This is a genomic window from Maricaulis sp. (assembly GCF_015665295.1).
In the GTDB taxonomy this organism is placed as follows: domain Bacteria; phylum Pseudomonadota; class Alphaproteobacteria; order Caulobacterales; family Maricaulaceae; genus Maricaulis.
Genome location: NZ_JADFAJ010000003.1, coordinates 187,300 through 207,043 on the forward strand (window position 1 = coordinate 187,300; position 19,744 = coordinate 207,043).

General features: G+C 65.8%; 13 protein-coding genes. 2 read left to right on the plus strand and 11 right to left on the minus strand.

Annotated elements, in window-relative coordinates:
• Window positions 1–13: 13 nt before the first annotated feature.
• Window positions 14–901 carry an ABC transporter ATP-binding protein gene (locus QZZ02_RS02350; protein WP_291841973.1) on the minus strand — a complete coding sequence of 296 codons (888 nt, stop codon included), beginning with the start codon at window positions 899–901 and terminating at the stop codon, window positions 14–16.
• 196 nt (window positions 902–1,097) lie between these two features.
• Here QZZ02_RS02350 and QZZ02_RS02355 point away from each other — a divergent pair, with 196 nt between their 5' ends.
• On the plus strand, window positions 1,098–2,921 hold the full coding sequence (locus QZZ02_RS02355) for an ATP-binding cassette domain-containing protein (RefSeq protein ID WP_291841974.1): 1,824 nt from the start codon (window positions 1,098–1,100) through the stop codon (window positions 2,919–2,921).
• Between the two features lie 105 nt (window positions 2,922–3,026).
• Here the strand turns inward: QZZ02_RS02355 and QZZ02_RS02360 are convergent, their stop codons facing one another.
• The 3 genes from QZZ02_RS02360 to QZZ02_RS02370 all read right to left on the minus strand — a co-directional run bounded on the left by QZZ02_RS02360 (window position 3,027) and on the right by QZZ02_RS02370 (window position 8,686).
• The gene (locus QZZ02_RS02360) at window positions 3,027–3,908 is read right to left on the minus strand and encodes an MBL fold metallo-hydrolase (RefSeq protein ID WP_291841975.1); all 882 of its coding nucleotides are present in this window, start codon (window positions 3,906–3,908) and stop codon (window positions 3,027–3,029) included.
• Between the two features lie 70 nt (window positions 3,909–3,978).
• Window positions 3,979–6,642 carry a M14 metallopeptidase family protein gene (locus tag QZZ02_RS02365; protein WP_291841976.1) on the minus strand — a complete coding sequence of 888 codons (2,664 nt, stop codon included), beginning with the start codon at window positions 6,640–6,642 and terminating at the stop codon, window positions 3,979–3,981.
• Window positions 6,643–6,715: 73 nt separating this feature from the next.
• On the minus strand, window positions 6,716–8,686 hold the full coding sequence (locus QZZ02_RS02370) for an alkyl sulfatase dimerization domain-containing protein (protein ID WP_291841977.1): 1,971 nt from the start codon (window positions 8,684–8,686) through the stop codon (window positions 6,716–6,718).
• A gap of 178 nt (window positions 8,687–8,864) precedes the next feature.
• Between QZZ02_RS02370 and QZZ02_RS02375 the strand changes: the two genes are divergently transcribed.
• Window positions 8,865–9,551, plus strand: coding sequence for a Crp/Fnr family transcriptional regulator (locus QZZ02_RS02375; RefSeq protein WP_291841978.1), 687 nt, complete (start codon window positions 8,865–8,867; stop codon window positions 9,549–9,551).
• Here the strand turns inward: QZZ02_RS02375 and QZZ02_RS02380 are convergent.
• The 7 genes from QZZ02_RS02380 to zwf form a co-directional block, all read right to left on the minus strand.
• Window positions 9,525–11,360, minus strand: coding sequence for an adenylate/guanylate cyclase domain-containing protein (locus QZZ02_RS02380; protein ID WP_291841979.1), 1,836 nt, complete (start codon window positions 11,358–11,360; stop codon window positions 9,525–9,527). The genes QZZ02_RS02375 and QZZ02_RS02380 overlap by 27 nt on opposite strands.
• Before the next feature lie 59 nt (window positions 11,361–11,419).
• Window positions 11,420–12,028, minus strand: a complete 609-nt coding sequence (locus QZZ02_RS02385) for a hypothetical protein (protein ID WP_291841980.1) — start codon at window positions 12,026–12,028, stop codon at window positions 11,420–11,422.
• A gap of 58 nt (window positions 12,029–12,086) precedes the next feature.
• On the minus strand, window positions 12,087–14,135 hold the full coding sequence (locus QZZ02_RS02390) for a toll/interleukin-1 receptor domain-containing protein (protein WP_291841981.1): 2,049 nt from the start codon (window positions 14,133–14,135) through the stop codon (window positions 12,087–12,089).
• Window positions 14,136–14,609: 474 nt separating this feature from the next.
• Window positions 14,610–15,437 (minus strand): DUF3108 domain-containing protein, encoded by an 828-nt coding sequence (locus QZZ02_RS02395; protein ID WP_291841982.1) that lies wholly within the window; start codon window positions 15,435–15,437, stop codon window positions 14,610–14,612.
• A gap of 72 nt (window positions 15,438–15,509) precedes the next feature.
• Window positions 15,510–17,366 (minus strand): phosphogluconate dehydratase, encoded by a 1,857-nt coding sequence (gene edd, locus QZZ02_RS02400; RefSeq protein ID WP_291841983.1) that lies wholly within the window; start codon window positions 17,364–17,366, stop codon window positions 15,510–15,512.
• Window positions 17,367–17,393: 27 nt separating this feature from the next.
• Window positions 17,394–18,122 (minus strand): 6-phosphogluconolactonase, encoded by a 729-nt coding sequence (gene pgl / locus QZZ02_RS02405; RefSeq protein ID WP_291841985.1) that lies wholly within the window; start codon window positions 18,120–18,122, stop codon window positions 17,394–17,396.
• Window positions 18,106–19,581, minus strand: coding sequence for a glucose-6-phosphate dehydrogenase (gene zwf, locus QZZ02_RS02410; protein WP_291841986.1), 1,476 nt, complete (start codon window positions 19,579–19,581; stop codon window positions 18,106–18,108). The genes pgl and zwf overlap by 17 nt, the downstream gene beginning before the upstream one ends.
• Window positions 19,582–19,744: the final 163 nt, after the last annotated feature.

A 19,744-nucleotide genomic window follows, 5' to 3' on the forward strand; every position in this document is an offset into this window, starting at 1 on the left:
GCTGGGTTGAGACTTACGCGGCCGCCGCGGCGGACTGGCCGCCACGGATGGTCGAGAAATACACATCTTCCAGATCCGGCGTCGCCGCGGCGAAATCATCGCCCGGCTGGCTGTCGGCCAGCACGCGGATCATGACCTGGCCCATGGTCAGGCGTTCGGAGATGACATTGTGGCGGGTGCGCAGTTCGGCGAGATCGGACTTGGCGGCGGTCTTCGACCAGACCTTGCCCTCCAGCGATTTCACCAGATCGGCCGGAACCCCCTGGGCGACAATCCTGCCCTGGTTCATGATCGCCATTTTCGGGCAGAGATCGGCGACATCCTCGACGATATGGGTCGACAGGATGACGACAACATTCTCGCCGATTTCCGAGAGCAGGTTGTGGAAGCGGTTGCGCTCTTCCGGGTCGAGACCGGCGGTCGGCTCGTCGACGATGATCAGTTGCGGATCACCCAGCAGCGCCTGGGCGATGCCGAAACGCTGACGCATGCCGCCGGAATAGGAGGCGACGGACTTCTTGGCGTGCTGGGAGAGATTGGTCTGTTCCAGCAGGGCCTCGACCACCGCCTTGCGCTCCTTGGCGTTGGTCAGCCCCTTGAGCACGGCGAGATGGTCCAGCATGGCCCGCGCCGACATCCGCGGATAGACGCCGAAATCCTGCGGCAGATAGCCCAGCGTGGCGCGCAATGCCTTGGGGTTCTTGACGATATCAATCTCACCAAAGGTCGCCGTGCCCGAGTCCGGCGCCTGCAGCGTCGCCAGGGTGCGCATCAGCGTCGACTTGCCGGCGCCATTGGGGCCGAGCAGGCCGAACATGCCCTTGGGAATGTCCAGCGTGACCCCGTCCATGGCGCGCACGCCATTGCCATAGGTCTTGGTGAGATTGTTGATGGTCAGCATATTTGTCCCTCGCCCGCTCGCGCCGGCGTCCCTCTGTAAACGCTTCGGGCCAAGCCTAGGCCTCGCCTCATCATGGCGCAAATGAGGCTTTGTTCAGGGTTTGCGCTAGAGGGACGCTTGCCTGCGATCGTCCCCCTTTGCGCATTCCTGCCGGAAACGGGTGACCGGCCGGCCGCGTAACTGTATGCGGTGGCGAATGGCTCCACCGCTTCTCACACTCCAGAACATCCACCTGACCTTCGGGGTCACACCCTTGCTCGCCGGCGCCGACCTGCAGGTCGAGGAAGGCGAGCGCCTCTGCCTGGTCGGCCGCAACGGCTCGGGCAAGTCGACCCTGCTGAAGGTCGCCGCCGGGCTGGTCGAAGCCGATGAGGGCGACCGCTTCGTCCACCCTTCCGCCACCGTCCGCTATCTCGAGCAGGACCCGGACCTGTCAGCCCACGCGACGATCCGCGACTATGTCATGTCGGGTCTCGCGCCGGGCGATGCCGACTACCGGGCCGACTATCTCCTGGAAAGGCTGGGCCTCACCGGCGAGGAAAAGCCGGGCGAGGTGTCCGGCGGCGAGGCAAGGCGAGCGGCCCTCGTGTGCGCCCTGGCGCCGGACCCGGACATTCTTCTGCTCGACGAGCCGACCAACCATCTCGACCTGCCGGCGATCGAATGGCTGGAAGAGGAGCTGCGCCATTGCCGCTCGGCCCTCGTCCTGATCAGCCATGACCGCCGCTTCCTGGAAAACCTGACCCGCAAGACCGTCTGGCTCGACCGCGGCCAGACCCGCCAGCTCGACAAGGGCTTCGGCGAGTTCGAGAGCTGGCGCGACACGGTGCTGGAACAGGAACAGGACGAGTTGCACAAGCTCGACCGCAAGATCGTGCGCGAGGAAGACTGGCTGCGCTATGGCGTCACCGCCCGCCGCAAGCGCAATGTCCGGCGCCTGGGCGAGCTCAACGCGCTCAAGCAGCAGCGCCGTGACCACCGCGGCCCGCAGGGCACGGTTAAGCTGGAAACCTCGGAAGCGGGCGACAGCGGCAAGCTGGTGGTCGAGGCCAAATCGGTCTCGCTGAGCTATGGCGACCGCGCCATCGTGCGCGACTTCTCGACCAAGATCGCCCGCAATGCCCGCATCGGGCTCGTCGGTCCCAATGGCGCCGGCAAGACGACCCTCCTGAACATCCTGACCGGTCAGCTGGAACCGGATACCGGCTCGGTCAAGCTTGGCACCCGGCTTGAAATTGCCTCGCTCGACCAGAAGCGCCTTGCCCTCAAGGATGACTGGACGCTGTCGGAGGCCCTCACCCAGGGCTCGGGCAACCAGATCGAGGTTGGCGGCAAGACCAAGCATGTCATGGCCTACATGAAGGACTTCCTCTTCCCGCCGGAGCAGGCCAACACGCCGGTCCATGTATTGTCGGGCGGCGAGCGGGCGCGGATCATGCTGGCTCGGGCGCTGGCCCTGCCTTCCAATCTCCTCGTGCTCGACGAGCCGACCAATGATCTCGACCTGGAAACCCTCGACCTGCTGCAGGGCCTGATCGCGGATTATGCCGGCACGGTCTTCCTGGTCTCGCACGATCGCGACTTCCTCGACCGCTGCTGCAGCGCCGTCTTTATCGCCGAAGGCGATGGCGTCTGGCAGGAATATGCCGGCGGCTATTCCGACATGGTCGCCCAGCGCGGCGCCGGCGTGTCGGCCCTCGACAAGTCCGGCGGCAAGTCATCCGGCTCCGGCAAGACCGCCGCCCGGCCTGCCCCGGCGGCCGAGGCCAGGCCCGAACGCCGCCGCATGGCCAACAAGGACCGCTACGCCCTCAAACTCCTGCCCGCCGAGATCGACAAGCTGGGCGAGGAAATCGCCCGACTGGAAGCCGAAATGGCCGACCCGAAGCTCTTCGCCGACAGCGCCCGCTTCACCAAGGTCTCCGAACGCCTCGGCGCCGCCATGCAGGAGCGCGCCGACAAGGAAGACCGCTGGCTGGAACTGGAAGCCCTGCGCGAGGAAATCGAGGGCGAGGGGTAGGTCCGAGACATCCTGCGGCGACGGGGCACATCGGCGTATCGGCGTATCGGCGCATCGCGCGCCCCCCGCGCGACACCCCATGGATAGCCTGCCGTCATTCAGACCCTACCCCGGTGGCGGATTGGCCAGCACGAAGCCGATCCAGCGCTCTTCCGAGACGAAGCGGGGGCGCTCGTTCAGTGCGGCGAAGCGCGGGCCGAGACCGGCTTCGACGATCTCGGCCTCGCTGAGGCCCTGCGCGGACATCTCGCGGATGACGGAGACGGAGTTGCGCAGTTCGCCGGCCCAGTCTGCGAGATCATCGAGGCTGGCAATGCGCGGTTCGTCCGGACCAAAGGTCGAATGGCCGGGCACGACGCGGGTATCGGCGGGGAAAGTCGCGACCAGCCAATCGATATTGGCGAAGTAACCGGCCGGATCGCCACCGCCATCAACGTCGATGATCGGGTAGCGGTCGAGGAAAAAATGATCGCCGACGGCCAGGACACCCGATTGCGGGAAATGGACCCAGAGATCGCCGCCGGTATGCGAGGAATGCAACGGGAAACTGCCGATGCGAACGGCACCCTCGCCCAGCACGATCTCACCGTCCACGCTCAGTCGGGTCATGCCGGTTTCCGGCGCCAGACCATTGAACTGATAGGTGGTGGCGATCTGCGTGAGCGGCCGTGGCAGGGCCGGGCTGGCCTCCATGTGATCGCGATGGGCGTGGGTGGTGACGGTGTAAAGCTGGCCGCCGGCGAGCGCTTCGGCGACACGCTCCGCGAGGATGCCCGAGGTATGCTCCAGCCCGGGATCCACAACCAGCACAAAACCCTCGCCGCGATAGAGCAGGGTCGAGGGATTGCCGACCGGCGTATTGGCCCGCAGGAAATCCAGACGGTCCGACAATGCCATCACGGAAAATCCGACCGCGTCCTGCGCCGACGCAGCCGATGCGGCCGCGCCCAGGACCAGGCCGGCAAGGCCCGCCATCATTCGTTTCATGTCACACTCCGACGCGGGCCGCCCACGCCCTGGTGTGGCGGCCGGTTTCACCCATATCTGCCCGAAGGTCTCAGCGCAGCGCGCGAGAGTGTGCCGGTCCGAGCAGTACCGCATTCAGCAGGAGAAGGTCCAGCCCTTCCAGATAGGCGCGGGTGGTCGGCGACTGGGTGATGGCGACGACCTGGCCGGAGCCGTGACTGGTCGAGAGCACGAAGGGTTTGAGCGCCAGCTGGTCGGCATACTCGTCCCACAGATAGCCGCCGGCGATGAGGTCGTCGCGGGGGGCGAAACGCAGGGCCGTCGTGGCATCATCCAGCGAGACCGGGGCATAGATGTCCGACCCGGTCACCAGCGCGGCCGCGCCGCGGCCATAGCCAGATGCCATCCAGGCATCCGGATTTGCCGTGACCTGGACCAGGGCGCCGGGCGAGGAATCCGGCAGGGCGCCGGCTTCCGCTTCGAGCACGCGCAATTCGCCCACATTGGCCAGGACCGTGCCGTCGACGACCGGGCCTGTTCCGGCCGATCCGTCACGCGGCGTGTCAGCCGCGCGTTCGCGTTGTGCCGGGATCAGGCCGACATCGCTCGAGGCCAGCCAGCGCGTGGCATCGCCGAGGCCGACGACGACGCCGCCCTCGCTGACGAAGTCGCGGATTGCGGACTCACCGGAATTGCCCAGCGCGCCGGACAGGCCGCCATAGCCCTGCTCGGGCAAGATGAGGACGTCATACAGGTCCAGCCGGGCGCGGCCGACGGTGCCGGTCCGGATCACCGAAACGGGAATATTATAGCGCCGTTCCAGCACATAGCGGGTCGAACCGGCCGAGGTCGGGTCGGTGCCTTCATCCCACAGCATGGCGACGCGCGGCGCGCGCAGGGCGAGGAAATTGGCGCTGCCCGGATTGGGACCGTCATCCACCCAGCTCGACGCCATGCCCTCGAAACGGGCGCCGCTCTCGGCGGCGAGGCGATTGATCAGCGCGTCGAGATCGGCCGGAGCCCCATGGCGCGGCACAACGACCGACCCGCTCGGGAAACGACGCTCGCCGATCCGGAAGGGTTCACCGGACGTGCGCATGGCAATGCCGGCCTGGCCGAGAGCGGCGACAAGACGGGCCTGACCGGCATCGCTCCACGGAATGACATAGCCCCATGCCGCGCTGTCGGCGGTGGTGACACGCTCGATCGGCATTTCCGGTTCGACCGGTTCGGTCGTGATGGACGGCGAGCGGCGGCAGGTCGTGGCATCGACATTGTTCATCAAGGGCAGCGACCAGGCCGTCACGTCATAGAGCTCGTGACCCAGGCCTTCGGCACGGCGTCGCTCCTGCTCGGCCATGAAGTCGGCGGGCAGGTCCGTGGTCGGCTCCATCAAGGTACGCGCGAGACGGCCGGCCGGCTGGTCGAAACGGACCAGGAAACCGCCCTCGGCAAAACGGGCACCACAGGCGGATGCGCCGGGCGCGACCCGGCCGACCTCAATGCCCTGGGCGGCCAGATTGCGCGCCATACGCTCGGCGCCCCAGCGATTGCCGCTGATCGAGAAGATCATGGCTTGCGGATCATCTGCCGAGGCCGCGGCGCTGGCGCGGAACTCAACAAAATCGGTGAGGAAGCGTTCGCGGTTCTCGGCCACGACCTGGGCGGTCGAGAGGGAGGCCACGAAGTGATGATTGACGCCGTCTGCATAGGTCAGCGTGGTCCCGTCCCGGCGGCGCCAGGCGAGGCCGCGGGCAGAGGCCTGCTCATAGGTCATGGCAACGGCACCCTGCAGGGTCGGCCACATATCGCCATAGCCGGGATAGAAGGCGTCATAGACCTCGCGGGTGAAGAAGGCATAGCCCAGACGGTCGAACCATGTGCCGTGATTGCGGCCGATCAACGACTGGGCGTCGCGCTGCGACTGCACGATCTCGGGATTGAAAGGCTCGGCCGAGGGCGCAAAGAAATACGTGCTGTCGCCGCTCATCTCATGCGCATCGACGACCACGACCGGGCGCCAGTCGAGGATGGCGTCGGTGCGGCCGCGGGTTTCCGGCTGGGTGCGGGCGAACCAGTCGCGGTTGAGGTCGAAGAGATAATGATTGTAACGCCCGCCCGGCCACGGCTCGTCATGCTCGGCGGTATAGCGGTCACCGCTGAATTCCAGACCTCGTGCGGCGCGGAAGGACTGGATGAACCGGTTGCGGCCATCGGGATTCTGGGTCGGGTCGATGACCACGATCGTGTTGGCAAGGATGCTCTCGACCATCGGATCATCCTGCGCGGCCAGCAGGTGATAGGCGGTGCGCAGACCGGCATCGGTCGAGGAAATCTCGTTGCCATGGACGCCATAGGACAGCCAGACCACCGCCGGGAGGTCGGCGATCAGGGCTGCCCGGCTGGCCGCATCGAGGCCGCGCGGATCGGCCAGGCTGGCCAGTCCGGCGCGGATCTCGTCGGCCCGTGCCAGCACATCCGGCGCCGCGATCACGGCATAGGCAAGCGGGCGACCTTCCCAGCTGCGGGCATATTCGACCACCTCGACCCGATCCGGCGCGGCGGCCTCGAGCGTGTAGAGATAATCGATCGCGTCCTGCGGCGGGGTGATCTCCTCACCAAACTCATAGCCAAAGGCCGCCCGGGCATCCGGGATCGCCGGGTCGTAGCGCACCTCGAAGGGCGAGGCTTGTGCCAGAGCGCTCGCGGTTGCGGCGACGACAGCAAGGCTGGCGGCGAGAATGGCACGAAACATGGAAACCCCCCGGGATCATTGGCGTTCCACTAAATCAGGTTTTCCCGCCCGTGGGAAAGCCCGCAGACCACACTCAGGGCGTCACAATCGCGAAATCGGGCTGTGGCTGTTCCAGCATCGCGAAAAATCCGAGCAGTGCCAGCCGGTCACCGGCGACCACAAACTCGTCCGACCCGATCATCTGCACAAGCCCGGCCTCCTGCTGCAGCAGGCGGAGCCAGAAGGCGCGGGTCAGGGTGACGGTGGCATCGGCATCGGCCACGGCTTCGGCCTGACGGTGATGCATCACCCCGTTGGACAGGCGGATGACATGGGTTTCCCCGACATCGGAAAAGACGAAATTGAAGACCCGGTTCCGCTGCGCCGCGCGCTCGCCATCAAGCCGTGTCGCCATGGCGGAAAAGAACATGTCCAGCGGAATGGATTGCAGGATGGCCGAGCCGGCCGCCGTCGCGTCCAGCGCATCGACCCCGTGGCGCAATTCGTATGCTCCGGTCAGATAGACATCACGCCAGGGTGCCGATTCCGCCGCATAGCCCAGCTGTTCATAGGCGCGGGCCAGCAACTCGCGGGCCGCGTCATCGCGCGGCGCGGCAAAGACGGCGTGCTGCGCCAGTTCGGCGGCCCAGCGATACTCGCCGGACTCAAACGCGATCCGGGCTTGCTCGACGACCGCCGCCACGCCGCCCAAGGCCTCGACATAGCGCTGCGCTGCCTCGACACGCGGCAAGGGGTCGAGATGGGCCGGCACGCCGTCATACCAGCCGAAATAGCGCTGATAGACGGCCCGGGCATTGTGCTTCAGCGTGCCGTAATAGCCCTGGACAGCGAATACGCCGGCCAGCCTGTCCGGCAGGGTGATCGTCTCCGCGATCTCGTCCGGGCCGAGCCCTCGTGCGGCCAGGCGCAGGGTCTGGTCATGGATATATTTGTAGACATCGCGCTGGGCGGTCAGGAAATCCCGGCTTTCCTCGCCACCCCAGACCGGCCAGTGATGACTGTTGAAGATGACGGTGGTGCGAGAGCCGAAACGCGCCAGCGCGTCATCGATCGCGCCCGACCAGGCCAGCGCATCGCGCACCTGGGCGCCACGCAGCGTGTAGAGATTGTGCATGGTCCGCGAGACCAGCTCGGCACCACACCAGGCATCCAGATCGGGAAAGAAGACCGTCAGTTCGGCCGGCGCCTCTGTCTCCGGCGCATACTGGAATTCCATGCGCACCCCGTCGATCTCGAGCGTCTGGCCGGTCGCATCGATGACATGGGTCGGTGGGGCGATTGTATGCGTGCCCAATGCCGGGTGCTTGCCCAGGCCGGAGCCGACATGACCGCGCGACGTGCGTGGCAGGCGGGTGCCATACATGTAGCCGGCGCGTCGGCCCATCACGATGCCGGCCATGACATTCTCGCTGACCGCCGCCGCAAGGAATCCCGCCGGGGCGATGATGGGCGTGTCCGGCCCCGCAACCGCGCCGACACCACCGAAATGATCAATATGGGAATGGGTCAGGATGACCGCGCTGACCGGACGCTCACCAAGCTCCCGATTGACCAGGGCGAGCGCCGCCTCGGCCGTCTCGACAGATGTCAGCGGATCAATGATGATTCGGCCGGTCTCACCCTCGATGATCGACATGTTCGCCAGGTCATAGCCGCGCACCTGGTAGATGCCGGGCGCGACCTCGAACAGGCCGTGGATCTGGTTGAGCCGGGCCTGCCGCCACAGGCCGGGATGCACGCTGGGCTGAGGCTCCGGGGCGAGGAAATCATAATCGGCCGGACGCCAGATAACCGCGCCGGTCGGGTCGGTGATTTCCAGATCTTCATCCCGGCCGACGAAACCGCGCATGGCCAGGACATAGTCATCTGATGGCAGGGCATCGACCTGGCGGGCAAGACGGGCATTGGCCTGTTCGGTCGTAGCGGAAGCCGGATGAAATCCGGCTGCATCCGCACCGCCCGGCTCACTCACCACTGCCGGGCGCTCGCCACAGCCTGCCAGCACAAGGCCGAGCCCCATCACCACACCCGATATTTGCCGCATTGATGCCTCCCGGAGAACAGTGTTCACCGCAGGCTAGCGGCCATTTCGGGAATTGGCGATGCCAGATGTAGGGATGGACAGGGCAAACAACCGAATTCGCTGGCTTTTTTTTGAGAGACAACTAGCTTTGCCTGTCAGGCATCACGACGCGCTCCCGGCGTCGGCCCGCTGAGGACCCATGAAGCTCGACACCGCCTGGACCCATGCTTTGACGGATCTCGACATCCGTGATGAGGCGGCACGCCAGGCAATGGCCCGCGAGGCCGAGCGAATGGGCGCGCGCGCAGGCACGGTCATCATCGCCCAGGACGAGGCCGATGATCGCGTCTTCCTGCTGCTCGAAGGTCGCGCCCGGGTCGTGCTGCTGTCGGAGGACGGGCAGGAAATCTGGCTGGACGGATTTGAATCCGGCGCGGTGTTCGGCGAGCTCGCCTCGCTGACCGGCCAGCCCCGGATATCCGGCATCATCGCGGAAACCGAATGCGATCTCGCGGTCTACACCGGCGATGCCTTTTTTGACCTGATCCGTCACCACGGCGAAATCGGCCTCGCCCTGTCTCGCCTGCTCGCCCGCCGCGTCCAGCACACGACACAGCGCATGTTCGAGCTTTCCGCCCTGTCTGCGCCGGGCCGCATCTATGCCGAGCTGCTGCGCATGTCCAGACCGGTCGGATCCGACCGCAGCGCCCGCGTGATCGAACCGGCGCCATCGATGAAGGAATTGGCCTTGCGGGTGAACTCGACCCGCGAAACCGCGTCTCGCACAATCAATGACCTGCAGCGCAAGGGATTGCTCGAGAAGCTGCGCGACCGCATCGAACTGGTCGATCCCGACCAGCTAGCCCGGCTGCGCGGCTCGAGCTGACCGGCTGCGGCGCAGATTGGCCGCGGCATTGGCTGGCAGGGCCCGCAGGGCATAGAGGCGCTGATCGGGCATCACCGGGTCAATCCGGATCTGCCCCACATACTCGCTGCGAAATGCGTAGGACGACATCGCCAGGACCGCGGCAAAAGCCTCGCTGACAAAGATTGATCCCGGCACGGTAACGGCCTCGATCCGGGCTGCCACGGCGACCTGTCCACCAAACAGGGAGGGACGCTTTTGCAGCGGATCTTCGCCTTCATGCACCGGCCCGAAATGCCCGGCAATGCGCAGTCCGAGCGAAGCAGGAAGATCGTGTTCGCGCATGTCGATTTCTGCGAAAGCCTGGCGCAGGGCATGGGCGGCCGCGGCGGCCTGTTCCACCCTGTCGAAAGCCAGGAACATGCCGTCACCCCAGCTGTCGGCGTGAATCGGTCGGTCGGGCAGCGCTTCGCAACAGGCGGCCAGGGGCTTGAGCACGGTCTGGACAAAATACGGCACCCGGTCATCGGGAACCGAGGATGATCCGGCAATGTCGAGGAACAGCATGGCCCGCATGGCCGGCGTGAAGCCGGGTTCGAGACGCTCGCCGGCCGTGGCCTCCGTACCTCCCGGCTGGCGCTGGCCGGGATAGGCGATACGCACCTGCTCAAGCCCGCAGGCTCTCCAGACGTCGCGGTCGTGCAGGGTTCCGAACGCAGCCCGCGCGTCGTCACAGCCCGGTTCACAGACCAGAATCTGCACAGGCTCGGTTGCCAGGACATGGGCCCGCATGCGCGCCATGCCCATCGAAACGAGACTGGCGAAATTGAGACTCTGCGCGGACACGATCCGGCGATCCGAGGTCAATTCGACGACTTGCTCGGCCTGGTCAAGGCAGGTCTCGAAGCGGCGGATCCAGGCCTCTCCAAACGGCCGGACGGAGGCGTCGAGAAAGGCGGGCACCGGCGCCGGCAGGATCACATTGAGCTCGCATCCCCGAGCCAGTGCCGCCTCGGCGATGACGATGTCGGAGCCGGCGGCCAGCGCGCCATGAACCGGCCCCACACGATGCCGGGCCAGCATCAGTTCGACCGCATCGCGCAGCCGCCCCTCCTGCCGGCGGTCGAGCTGGGCCTCGCCGTCTCCCAGACCAAAGATATGACCGGCAAAATGCGCCGGTCGTGGCGGCTCCAAGGGCGCCAGCCAGTCTGAATCGAGGCCAAGCACGGCAACCAGCAGGCGCAGCTGGCGCAGCGTCGTGGCATGCGCGAGATGATTGTCGGGATCCTGCCGGAACGCTTCGCGCAGCATCGACCGCGCCGTCGGCAGGTTCCCGAGCAGTAGATAGGCCTCGGCGCGGGAGGCATGGCGGTAGTAGGACTGCTCCGCGGAAACGCTACCGACCTCATAGCCGCCATAGAGCACCTGGCGGGCGTAGGTCTCCGCCGGTCCGGGCTCGCCGGCCAGCATGTACATGCTGGCCGCATTGATCGCCGGGTAATGGCCACCGGTCCGGGCATGCACCTCGGCATATTTAAGGGCACTTTCGCGCGCCAGGCGGGCGAATTCGCGGCCCGATGATTCAAGCGCCAGTGCCTTGAGCAAACGGGCCCCGACCGCGAGACAATCCTCGTCATGCCGGACTTCCGAAAGTCGGTAATCATGGTAGGCCGCGGATGCCCGCTCCAGCGCACCGGACCGGATCAGGCACAGCACGGCGCGATGCCTGAGCCAGAAATCATCAGGACGGTCGCGAAGACCGTCCTGACAAAGATCATAGGCCCGGGCGAGGTCGCCCTGGTTGAATCGATCAATGATCCGCTCACGCACGCGCCTGCTCCCGGCCGACTGCGCCCTGTCGCGGACCTGCCCGATAGCCGGGCAACCGGTCAGGGCGGCGTGAGACGAATGGCCGGGTCAATGATGACCCGGGTATTCTGCTCACCTGCGTCCTGCGACGAATTGATGAAGAGCGCGAATTCATAAACGGCGGGCGCCTCGACCGGCTTGGTCTGGATCTGGAAGCTGTATGGCTTGCAGTTTTCACCATTCAGGGTCAGCCAGTCCAGCCCGCAGAACTGGCCCGACGGATCGGAACCCTTGAACTTGATGCGGGCATTCTCGAATCCCCAGCCCGGGACATGGATGTTGAAAATCATCCGGGTCCGGCCATGCACACTCTGGTCGAACGGGCACGGATTTTCCGCCGAACAGGGCGTCCACATGCCAGCCAGCGCCGCGGCGAGCGCGGTTCGCAGGGTGGAACTGTCGGCATTGGCGAAATCATTCACGGTTTCCGCAAAGATCACGAAGATCTGGGCAATCTCGGCATCGTCAAACATCTCACGTCCGACATCGCTACCATTCATGACGGTAAACCCGTCACTGGCCTGCGCGATCAGGCTGATCTGCGTCTGCGTTGGTGTCAGGCCGCATTTGCCCAACAATTCTTCCTGAACAATGGACCCGTCAAACGCGTCCCTGTCGATCACAGCCATTCGGATGTCCCCCTCTGGCATTTCGCGAACGCCGACCCGCGCGCCAGGCCGGCAGTACTTATTGCGCGGTCATGAGCGCGCGTTCGAGCGATTCCCGAGCATATTCCAGCTCGGCGGCGGAATCGGTCCGAATTCGGTCGCGAATGGGATCAAGCCGGCGCACGACGCCCTCCCGGACACGACGCGCCTCGCCGACCTGCCCTTGCGCCTCGAGCACATCGGCCAGCGTATTGGCCCCGGCTGCATAGTAGTAGGGCGCCCGTTCCAGTGCACCCGACCAGTCGTCAACCTGGCCAAGCGTGGTCAGCATGTGCTCGACCGATGTCTGGGCCGCGGCATATTCCCCACGGGCGGCAAAGATACGCGCCTCGATCAGGCTGGCATGCAGGCGCGTCACGGCGAAGCGCGCGCCTTCGGCTGCGCCCCAGGCCTCGTGCGCCATGAAGCCGGTCGCGGTCACATAGGCATTGCGGGCCCCTTCGATCCGGCCGTTGAACAATTCCGCCTGGGCTAGCCAGAGCCGCTCGCGCACGCCGATCAGGCGCCATTCCAGATTGTCCGGCTCATGCGCGATAAGCGCCGCCGCCTCGAAGGAGGCGGGCTCAAGGATTTGCAGCGCCCGCTCAAGGTCCGCAGCCGGCGTTCGCCAGCCCGGCGCGATCAACAGCCGGGCCAATGCGTACTCGGCCGCGATGACCGCGCGGCGCACGCGCCAGTCATCTGTCGGATCCACCCGGCCGCTCTCATACAAGGCCAGCTGTTCCTCGATCGCCGCGATCGCGGCCTCCCGGCCATCGGTGATTTCCGAAATCGAGGCCACCCAGGCCAGGGTTTCAGCGACTTCCATCCAGGCCGGGTCATTGTCGGGCCGACCTTCGGCCAGCGCCCTGAACTGCTCGAGCGCGGCATTGGCCGCTACCAGCGCGTCACCCCAGCGCCGCTGAGCGACCTGCAGTGTCCCGATATTCGATTGCGCGTAGGCGACTTCCGCCTGCCATTCCGCATTGTCGGGATCGATCGCGATCAGGCGATGGGCCAGCTCGCGGTATTCGACGAAGCGCTGCTCAGCGACATCCAGATCCCCGCGGCGCCAGGCGAAATACCCGACCCAGTAACTGCTCTGGGCATGTTCATAGATACGTTCCGCCATCGTCGGCTCGACGGCGAGAATCCGGCTGGTCGAGTCATAGGCAATGCGGAAATGGTGGTAGGCATTGTCAAGATCGCCCTGGGCGCTGTCGATCTCACCGAGGAGATGGAAGGCCCTTGCCCGCCGGCCGAGCTCGTCAGTGGTCATCTCACCGTCGCTCTGACCGTCATAATATTCGATCACCTTCGCCCCGACTGCGTCCAGCGCATCGAGTCGACCGACCGGTTCAAGATTGTCTCGCAGATCATTCAGCATGAACTCAATGAGGTCCTCGGCCTCGGCCTTGCGCCGGACCGCCTCGGACTGGGCCGAGACAGCCAGCAGCGTCAGTGTCGCCATGATAGCCGAAAGCAACACGGATGCGCCTGTGATCGCGGTCACGCGGCGCTGGCGTCGCTGAAGGTCGCGCTGGATCAGTTGATCGAGACTGATATCAAGCAGGCCCGCGACCAGTTTGAGCAGTGCCATGCGGCGTCCGTCAGCACTGCGGCGCATGTCGGCCGCCACCGGTTCGGCCACCGCCGATCCGTCCGCCGCCGGCTCCAGCAGGGCTGGCGGAAAACAGGTTTCGCCTGGTTCGGCATTGGGGTCTGCGTCAGGATTGCCGGCCAGCACTGCGGCCAGCACAACACCATCCGGATTGAGCTGGCGGTAGGCGCGGATCTCCTCATTGACCCATCGCGATTCAACCGCGTCGGGCGAGCAGACAACGATGAGGGCATCGGAGTTGGCCAGGGCGCTGCGGACCGATGCGGTCAGGTCGCCGGTCGCCGCAAGATCCTCGCGGTCCCGGAAGATCGGGGTCAGGCGCCGCGGCACCGTGCCTTGCGCGGTCTCACGTCCCACCAGGCGCGCCGGCACATTATAGGTCTCCAGCTGGCGGTGCAGCCAGCGGGCAAATTGTTGGTCGCGATGACTGTAGCTGATGAATGCCCTGTAGCGCGTGCCCACACTCATGACCTGTCCCCGAACCGCCGCCAGCTATAATTGGCGCTTCGGGGGTCAGGTGCAACCGGTGGCCGTCGATGCGCGCGCCGGCAAACACAGCTTTCAACACGTTTTCCTTGTCAGCGGGCGTCGCCCGCCTGCTTGTTCCGTGTCAGCGGGCTTCGCCCGCCTGCTTGTTCCGTATCAGCAGGTCTCACTCGCCTGCCTGTTCCGCGTCAGCGGGCTTCGCGCGCCTGGCTGAGCCGGGCCTCGGGAGCGGCTGCGGGAGCCCCGGCGGCGGGGGTGCAATTGCGGCGGGGCGCAAGGCGAAGTTGGGGCTTCGCATGGGCAAGGACTTGCGCCCCGCCGATCCTGCGACAGCGAGCTGCACACAGGAGTCTGGGGCCGCTCATCGAGCGGTACCCCGAAGCTAGCGACACGCTGCCCTGCAACATGTGATGCCGGTCACGCTCGAACATGAATTTCAATCCATGAAGGCTGGCGTCACTGAACCGACAGGTGCAGCAATTCGATAGTGACCCCGCCAAACCCGGCTCGGGTGTGCAGGCGAACCGGCAGATAGGCACCCTCGCCGGCGATCGGCGCCAGCCACAGAACCAGCGGATGCCGGAGCTCGCGCTCACTGGGATAGTCTTCCGGATCATAACCCGAAATCGGTTCGTACCAAGCATGGCAGACCAGGGCATCGCCGCGCCAGCCGCGGGTCCGGACCTCATCGCGGCCGACCGTCTCCAGCCGCAAATCATAACGTGCCTTGCCGTCAAAGACCGGCAAACGGCCGTCGCACCCCTCACCGCCTTCCAGCCGGCGAGACAATTCGAAGAAGGCCGTCATCGGATCGATGACACTGGTCCGGTCGCTCTCGCTGGCCGGCGGCACGCCCCAGGATCCGAAAGGCGGTTCGACTTCGGACTGCGCGACCGGGCCGCCGAAATCGACTTCCACAGCGCGCACCTTGCTGCCGGTGCGTTCGACATGGGCATAGCGGGCCGGGTCTCGGGCGCCGGCCCGCCCCGCGCCGGCGACCTCGGCATGAATGTCGAAATCGGTGAACAGGGCAGCCAGTCCCGCAGCCTCGATCTGGCTGTCTGCCGAATAGGCCTGCGCACCGAAGCGCGCATTCAGGGTGATCTGGCCGACGCGGAAGAACAGGACTGACGAGGCATAGCGCGCCTCAATGCGCGTCTCGCCGGGCGGGGCATCGGCCGGAAAGGCCGCCTCGTCCGGCATCGCGAGGCCGCCCGCCACGCCGCCCGCCACGCCGACGGCAAGGCCGAGCCCGAGCGCCACCGTCACAAAAAATCCCTGCACCTGCATCCTGTCACCCGTTCAGGTCCGCACCGGACCCAGACTGATCCGCTGCTGCGGCAGAATGATGGCGTGTCAGGCCGAGATCAATGCGTCTTCGGTTTGCGAGGCGGTAATCAGATCAGGGATGGCCAGCGCGCCCTCCTCGGCCGGACCGGCGAGCTGTCGGAAGCCGGAGAAGAGTTCGCGTCCCATGCCGGCCTGTACGACCGACGGCGCCTCGGCAAGCGGCCTGGCGTCGAAGCCGTCGGCGGTGATCAGCAGCTCTCCGGTCAGCGCATCGAGCCGGATCACATCGCCGTCCCGGACTTTGGCCAGCGGGCCACCGAGGGCGGCTTCCGGGCTGAGATGGATGGCGGCGGGCACCTTGCCGGACGCGCCGGACATGCGACCATCGGTGACCAGCGCCACCTTGAAACCGCGATCCTGCAAGGACCCGAGCGCCGGGGTCAGCTTGTGCAGCTCCGGCATGCCATTGGCCCGCGGGCCCTGAAAGCGCAGCACGGCGATGAAGTCGCGATCAAGCTCGCCGGCCTTGAACCGGTCGAGAAAACTGTCCTGGCTCTCGAATACAATCGCCGGCGCCTCGACCACGCGGTGCTCTTGCTTGACGGCGGACACCTTGATCACGGCACGGCCGAGCTGGCCGTCGAGCAGTTTCAGCCCGCCATCGGCGGAGAAGGGTTCGGCGACCGGCCGGACAATCTCCAGATCAGCCGAATCGGCCGGTGACGGCTTCCACATGAGGCCGTCACCATCCGGGAAGGCATCGGTGGCATAGGCGCGCAGGCCCTGGCCCATCACCGTCTTGACATCCTCGTGCAGAAGACCGGCATCGAGCAGCTCGCGGATCACATAGCCCAGCCCGCCGGCTGCGTGGAAATGGTTCACATCGGCCGGGCCGTTGGGATAGACGCGGCACAACAGCGGCGTAATGCCCGCCAGCGCGTCGAAATCGCTCCAGTCAATCAGGATTCCGGCAGCACGGGCGATCGCGATCAGGTGAATGGTGTGATTGGTCGATCCGCCGGTCGCATGCAGGCCGACGATCGCGTTCACAATGGCCCGCTCGTCGACGATCTCGCCCATCGGCGCATAGTCGGCCTTGTCGGCGGTGATCGCGGCAGCGCGCTGGGCCGCGGCCCGGGTGAAGGCTTCGCGCATCGGGTCGGCCGGATTGACAAAGGCGGCGCCGGGAATGTGCAGCCCCATGATCTCCATCAGCATCTGGTTGGAGTTTGCGGTGCCGTAGAAAGTGCAGGTGCCCGGCGAGTGATAGCTCTTGCTCTCGGCCTCGAGCAGGGCGTCACGCCCGACCTTGCCCTCGGCATAGAGCTGGCGGATCTTGGCCTTTTCCGGATTGGGAAGGCCGGACCGCATCGGCCCCGCGGGCACGAAGATCACCGGCAGATGACCGAAGCGCAACGCGCCAATCAGGAGACCCGGCACGATCTTGTCGCAAACGCCGAGGCAAAGCGCCGCGTCGAACATGTTGTGGGACAGGGCGACCGCCGTCGACATGGCAATCACGTCACGCGAGAAGAGCGACAACTCCATGCCCGGCTGGCCCTGGGTGACGCCGTCACACATCGCCGGCACCCCGCCGGCGACCTGACCGACGGCACCAACCTGGTTGAGCGCCTTCTTGATCAGGCCGGGATAGGGTTCGAACGGCTGGTGTGCCGACAGCATGTCATTATACGCGGTGACGATGCCGACATTGACCCAGCCGCCATCTTTCAGCGCCCGCTTGTCATCGCCGCCGCAAGCCGCAAACCCGTGGGCCAGATTGCCACAGGACAGGGTCGAGCGATTGCGACCGCTCTCCCGGGCCCCGGCGACCTGGGCGAGATAGGCGGCGCGCGTCGCGGCGCTGCGCTGGCGGATCCGGTCGGTGACGTCGCGAAGGGTCGCATTGATCGTCTGGGTCATGCTCGTCATCTTTCGCTTCGGACGCGGTCAGCGCGTCCAGTGAATATCCGGCCGGTCCTGGTCCGAGCGCAGCAGGGCGCGCACCGGCATGTCGGCGACCGGGCCATCGGCCAGCGCGGCTTCGAGCGCCCTTTTCTTGCTTTCGCCGGCCAGCAGCAGCAGGCTCATCCCGGCGCCGGCCAGGGCCGCGCGGGTCAGGGTGATGCGGTCGGTCAGGGCGCCGGTGACGGCGGTCTGCTTGGCCCGAATGGCGGCCACCGGCGGACCGCTTTCGGCCAGCGCCGCATCAAGCCCGTCGGCGCGCGGGAACCAGGACGCCGTATGCCCGTCCTCTCCCATGCCGAGAATGACAACATCCGGCGGGAAGGCGATGTCGGCAAGACGGTCGGTGATATCGGCCAGGCCATCAATTGGCGTATCACCCGGCGCCTTGAGCCCGACCAGGCGTGCTGCCGCCGCTTTCCCGGTCATCAGCGTCGACGCCAGAAAGCTCTCGTTCGAGCCCGGCGTGCCGGGCTCGACCCAGCGTTCATCGACCAGCACCACCGTTACCTTCGACCAGTCCAGATCGGTATCGGCGAGCGTCTTGTAAAGGGCTTCCGGGGTCGATCCGCCGGACACGGCGAAGACCGCCTTGCCACGCGCTGCGATCGCCGCGGACAGGGCTCGCGTGATCGGCCCGGCAAGCGCCTGCGCCATGGCGGCCTTGTCGGCATGCTCGGTGAGGTCGGGCAAGGTGCTAGTTGCCAAGGGCATCAAACCACTCCCTTTCCTCACGCGCGAGCAGCAGGGCCGACTGGGTCGGACCGTCCGTGCCGGCCTGGTAGCCATAGAGCTTGGCCTGGCTGTCTTCCCAGGACTGGATGATGCCGTCGACCCAGCGCCAGGCCGCCTCGACCTCGTCGCGCCGCATGAACAGGCTGAGATTGCCGCGGACAACGGCCATCAGCAGACGCTCATAGGCATCGGGATAGTCGTGATCAAAATGTTCGGCATAAGCGAGATTGAGCGGCACATAGCGCAGGCGCAGACCACCCGGCCCCGGATCCTTGGTCATCAGCATCAGCTTGACGCCCTCGTCGGGCTGAAGGCGGATCACCAGCCGGTTGGGATGCATCGCCCCTTCGGCGGCGCCGACCACATCATGCGGGATCGGCTTGAACTGGACGATGATTTCCGAGCGCCGCGACGCCATGCGCTTGCCGGTGCGCAGGTAAAATGGCACGCCGGCCCAGCGCCAGTTATCGACATGGGCCCGCACGCCGACAAAGGTCTCGGTCTGGGTGGCATGACCGACTTCCTCGGCATAGCCGGGCACGGTCTCGCCATCGACGGCACCGGCCTGGTATTGGCCACGCACCACATCCTGCATCACATTGGCTGCTGTGACCGGCCGCAGAGCCTTGAGGACCTTCAGCTTCTCGGTGCGAACCGCATCCGGGTCGAGCGAGGCCGGCGGTTCCATGGCGACCAGGCAGGCCAGTTGCAGAAGGTGGTTCTGGACCATGTCGCGCAGCGCGCCGGAGCGGTCGTAATAGCTCGCCCGCTTGCCCGCCCCCAGCGATTCCGCAACCGTGATCTGGACGTGGTCGATCCCGTTGGCATTCCAGATCGGTTCGAACAGATAATTGGCAAAGCGCAGGATGAGAAGGTTCTGGACCGTCTCCTTGCCGAGATAATGGTCGATCCGGAAGATATTATTCTCCAGGAAGACCTCGCCGACCTTGTCATTGATCGCCCGGGCCGTGTGATAGTTCGAGCCGATCGGCTTCTCCAGCACGATGCGCGCATTCGGTGTGTTGAGGCGGTGCGCGGCGAGGCCGGCACAGATCGCGCCATAGATCGAGGGCGGCAGGGCGAGATAGTAGAGCCGGATCTTGTTCTCGTCGGGATCCAGCGCAGCGGCCAAATCGCTCCAGCCCGCCGTCTCGCTGGTCGCATCAACCGAGACATAGGTCAGCCGCCCGGCGAACTGCGCCCATTTGGCACGACGTTCGGCGGAGGTTTTGCCACTGATCACATGGGTCGCAGCCATTTCCTGGAAGGCACGCGATTCCATCGAGTCGCGCGAGGCGCAGATGATCCGGCTGTCCTCCGTGATCTGGCCATCGCACCAGCGGTGAAACAGGGCCGGGATGAGCTTGCGCAGAGCAAGATCTCCGGTGGCACCAAAGACTACGATATCAAAGGGTTCAACGGGTACGAGTTCGGCCATGTCCGGCTTCCTGCTTGACGTTTTCAGGCGATGGAGCGCCTTAATCCTGCGATCATGTTACCCCTAACATAGGGGCTTCACCCGGTCGACCTCCAACTCCATATTGTCACGATCAGATCAATGGTCCAGCTGCGCGCTTTGGGCGCATGCCCCTGCGACGGGG

Excerpts from the sequence above, each read along its gene's own strand:
- QZZ02_RS02365 (WP_291841976.1), bottom strand. The coding sequence starts at position 6,642 with ATGTTTCGTGCCATTCTCGCCGCCAGCCTTGCTGTCGTCGCCGCAACC.
- zwf (WP_291841986.1), bottom strand. The coding sequence starts at position 19,581 with ATGGCCGAACTCGTACCCGTTGAACCCTTTGATATCGTAGTCTTTGGT.
- QZZ02_RS02375 (WP_291841978.1), top strand. The coding sequence starts at position 8,865 with ATGAAGCTCGACACCGCCTGGACCCATGCTTTGACGGATCTCGACATC.
- edd (WP_291841983.1), bottom strand. The coding sequence starts at position 17,366 with ATGACCCAGACGATCAATGCGACCCTTCGCGACGTCACCGACCGGATC.
- QZZ02_RS02350 (WP_291841973.1), bottom strand. The coding sequence starts at position 901 with ATGCTGACCATCAACAATCTCACCAAGACCTATGGCAATGGCGTGCGC.
- QZZ02_RS02390 (WP_291841981.1), bottom strand. The coding sequence starts at position 14,135 with ATGAGTGTGGGCACGCGCTACAGGGCATTCATCAGCTACAGTCATCGC.
- QZZ02_RS02385 (WP_291841980.1), bottom strand. The coding sequence starts at position 12,028 with ATGGCTGTGATCGACAGGGACGCGTTTGACGGGTCCATTGTTCAGGAA.
- QZZ02_RS02370 (WP_291841977.1), bottom strand. The coding sequence starts at position 8,686 with ATGCGGCAAATATCGGGTGTGGTGATGGGGCTCGGCCTTGTGCTGGCA.
- pgl (WP_291841985.1), bottom strand. The coding sequence starts at position 18,122 with ATGCCCTTGGCAACTAGCACCTTGCCCGACCTCACCGAGCATGCCGAC.
- QZZ02_RS02355 (WP_291841974.1), top strand. The coding sequence starts at position 1,098 with ATGGCTCCACCGCTTCTCACACTCCAGAACATCCACCTGACCTTCGGG.
- QZZ02_RS02360 (WP_291841975.1), bottom strand. The coding sequence starts at position 3,908 with ATGAAACGAATGATGGCGGGCCTTGCCGGCCTGGTCCTGGGCGCGGCC.